Origin of the sequence: Desulfofundulus sp., assembly GCF_049701015.1 — a bacterium.
In the GTDB taxonomy this organism is placed as follows: domain Bacteria; phylum Bacillota; class Desulfotomaculia; order Desulfotomaculales; family Desulfovirgulaceae; genus Desulfofundulus.
Map to the genome: position 1 here is coordinate 1 of NZ_JBNATZ010000255.1, position 3522 is coordinate 3522.

Annotated in this window: 3 protein-coding genes; all 3 read left to right on the forward strand. The window is 56.2% G+C overall.

Annotated elements, in window-relative coordinates; translation table 11 throughout:
- Nucleotides 1-699: DNA-binding protein WhiA (gene whiA, locus ACPLUI_RS12670; RefSeq protein WP_424660618.1), on the forward strand; the 699-nt coding region annotated here is incomplete at its 5' end.
- Nucleotides 700-841: 142 nt separating this feature from the next.
- Nucleotides 842-2257 (forward strand): RNA polymerase factor sigma-54, encoded by a 1416-nt coding sequence (gene rpoN / locus ACPLUI_RS12675; protein WP_424660619.1) that lies wholly within the window; start codon nucleotides 842-844, stop codon nucleotides 2255-2257.
- Between the two features lie 229 nt (nucleotides 2258-2486).
- Nucleotides 2487-3518, forward strand: a complete 1032-nt coding sequence (gap, locus tag ACPLUI_RS12680) for a type I glyceraldehyde-3-phosphate dehydrogenase (protein WP_424660620.1) — start codon at nucleotides 2487-2489, stop codon at nucleotides 3516-3518.
- Nucleotides 3519-3522: the final 4 nt, after the last annotated feature.

A 3522-nucleotide genomic window follows, 5' to 3' on the forward strand; every position in this document is an offset into this window, starting at 1 on the left:
GACGCCCGCGGCCGCGTGACCGGCGGTATTCCCAGGGAGCTTGTGAGGCGGGAATGCTGCCGCCGCGCCTACCTGCGGGGGGCTTTCCTGGGAGGGGGGTCGGTGAACAACCCCGAAGGTACCTACCACCTGGAGATTATCACGGGTAACGCCGAACATGCCCGGGCACTTGGCCGGCTGATGGGGGAGTTCGGCCTTGAGGCCCGGGTGAGCGTACGCAAAAACTGGCATGTAGTCTATTTAAAGGACAGCGACCAGATAGTAGCCCTGCTGAACGTCATGGGAGCACATGCAGCGCTCCTGGATTTTGAAAACGTGCGCATCTACAAGGACGTGCGCAACCAGGTGAACCGCCTGGTAAACTGTGAAACGGCCAACCTGAACAAAGTGGTCGAGGCAGCCCTGCGCCAGGTGGAGGATATCCGGTTTATTGCAGGTACCCTGGGGTTGGAAAAGCTTCCGCCGGCTTTGCGGCAGGTGGCCGAGGCCCGGCTGCAGTATCCCGACGCGAGCCTGCGGGAGCTGGGGGAAGTGCTCGAGCCACGGGTGGGGAAGTCCGGCGTGAACCACCGCCTGCGCAGATTGAGTGAAATTGCCGCCAGGCTTCGCGAAACACTGCCGGGGGTTCCGGCCGGAAGAGAGCGGGGCGGCGTCCAGGGGACGTCACCAGGTGTGAGCAGACCGCCCCGCATGGTATGAAACATTTGCCTCCCGAATATGCTGGTATCGGGTCGCAAGGCGGCAGGAGAAATTCCCGGGTTGGGAGAATAATTATTTATATACAGAATTGCTCAACTAATCTTATGTTTTAGTTGACGGAGCTTTGGAGGAGTGGAGGCCCATGCGCCTGGGTTACGGACTTAACGTCGAACAAACGCAAAAGTTAATTATGACTCCCGAGCTGCGTCAGGCCATAACCGTGCTGCAGCTGTCCTCCCTGGAGCTTTCCCTGTATATAGAGCAGCAGCTGCAGGAAAACCCTCTCCTGGAATTGCGGGAAGAAGGAGCGGACGGAGACGGGGAAGAAGGAGAATTTGAACGGGAGTTCGAGGAGGAGCGGGGAGAGAGGGAATACGACCTGGACTGGGAAGAGTATTTCCAGGATTCCAGCGACCTGGGTTTCCCCCGGCCGGAGAGGGACCCCGAGCCTCCCGCTCACAACTATGAGAGTTTTCTTTCCCAGGCGCCTACCCTGGTGGAACACCTGATGTTCCAGCTTTATCTCACCAGGTGCAGTCCCCAGGTGAGGGCTATCGGCGAATACCTGATCGGTAATCTCGACGAACACGGTTACCTCCAGACCAGTGTGGAGGAGGTTGCCAGGCAGCTGGCCGTGCCCACCCATGCCGTGGAGGAAGCCCTGAAGCTTATCCAGACTTTCGACCCGCCGGGGGTGGGTGCCCGCACGCTCCAGGAGTGCCTGCTGATCCAGGTGAGCCAGCTGGATATTAAAGAACCGCTGCTGGAGAGGATCATTCGCCACCACCTGCTCGATCTGGCCAGGGGCAAGTTAAACCGCCTGGCCCAGCAGTTAAATGTTCCCGTCCAGGAAATCCAGCGCGTGGCCGATATTTTAAAAACCCTGGACCCGAAACCAGGTCGCAATTTTTCCACCCCCAACGACGTACGTTACGTGGTGCCGGATATAGTGGTGGAGAAGGTTGGCAATGAGTATGTTATCCTTGTCAATGATGTTTCGGTACCTCGCCTCACTATCAACCCTGCTTACCGTTCGGTACTCAGCCAGCAGGAAAAGTACGATTCACATACCCGCCGTTTTGTAGAAAGCAAGCTCAATGCTGCTGCCTGGCTGATACGCAGCATCGAACAGCGGCGGTTGACTCTCTACAAGGTGGCCAGCTGCCTGGTACAGCTCCAGCGCGATTTTCTGGACCACGGGGTTAAATATTTAAAACCCCTCAATTTGAAGCAGGTGGCGGAAATGGTCGGCCTGCATGAATCCACGGTGAGCCGGGCCACTTCAAATAAATATATCCAGACTCCCCAGGGAGTATTTGAAATGAAATATTTCTTCCCCACGGGGATCAACAGCGACGGTGGGAACATGACCTCTGCCGAAAGCATCAAGAAGATGCTTCAGGAAATTGTGGCGGCGGAGGACCCCAAAGATCCTTTAAATGACCAGAAGATTGCGGAAATATTGTGTAAACAGGGGATTCACATCTCACGGCGTACAGTTGCCAAGTACAGGGGTGAACTGGGGATACCCCCCGTCCAGCAGAGGCGTCGCTACTAACCTGTTACCGGGCTGCCCCGTGCGGTTTTTGGCGGGCTGCGTGCGGCAGGTACCTGAAGACCTCTGGCTGTAAATGCTTGCCCTGGTACCGCTTTTATGGCGGTACCATTTTTTTTATCGGGCCAGCCAAAAAAGGAGGAACTATTTAACTGGTTAGCGAATAAGAATGTCATAATTAAAATAAATTTTACTAAATGAGGTATACTATTGAAAGGAGCGAGAGGGAATAATGACTGTAAAAATAGGGATTAATGGTTTCGGCCGGATAGGGAGAAATGTGCTGCGGGCATCCCTCCGTTATCCCGAGATCCAGGTGGTGGCCGTAAACCACAAGTCCCGCCGGCTTCCGGTGAATGGCAACTACGCCCGCACACTGGCCCACGCCTTGAAATACGATTCGGTGCACGGCAGGCTGGACGCCGATGTGCAGGCGGATGAACGCTCCCTGGTGGTGAACGGCCGGGAGATAGTGGTCCTGGCCGAGGCGGAGCCCACCAGCATCCCCTGGGGCAAACTTGGAGTGGATGTGGTGGTGGAGTCCACCGGCAAGTTTAAAACGGCGGAAGCCGCTTCCGCACACCTGGACAGCGGGGCCAGAAAGGTAGTCATCAGCGCTCCGGCCAAAGGGGATGTCCTGACTGTGGTCATGGGTGTGAACGAGGAATCTTACAACCCCGCTGTACATCACGTGGTTTCCAACGCCTCCTGTACCACCAACTGCCTGGCACCGGTAGCCATGGTGCTGGATGAAAAGTTCGGCATAGTCAAGGGTCTCATGACCACCGTACATGCCTATACCAACGACCAGCAAATCCTGGATATGCCCCACAGGGACCTGCGCCGGGGCCGGGCTGCAGGTATGAGCATTATTCCCACCACCACCGGTGCAGCCAGAGCCGTGGAACTGGTGCTCCCGCGGTTGAAAGGCAGGTTGAGCGGTATGGCCATGCGCGTGCCCACACCCAACGTCAGTGTGGTGGATTTTGTGGCTCAACTGAGCCGGCCCGTTACGGTGGAAGAGGTCAACGGTGCCCTGAAGGACGCTTCAGAGGGTAAACTCAAGGGGATACTGGCCTACAGCGACCTGCCTCTGGTATCGACGGATTACTGTGGAGATCCTCACTCGGCTATTGTAGACGGTCCTTCGACCATGGTTATCGGTGAGGACATGGTTAAAGTGGTGGCCTGGTACGACAATGAATGGGGTTATTCCAACCGTATCCTGGACTTAATTTTGTACATGGCCGCAAAAGGATTTTAGTAAA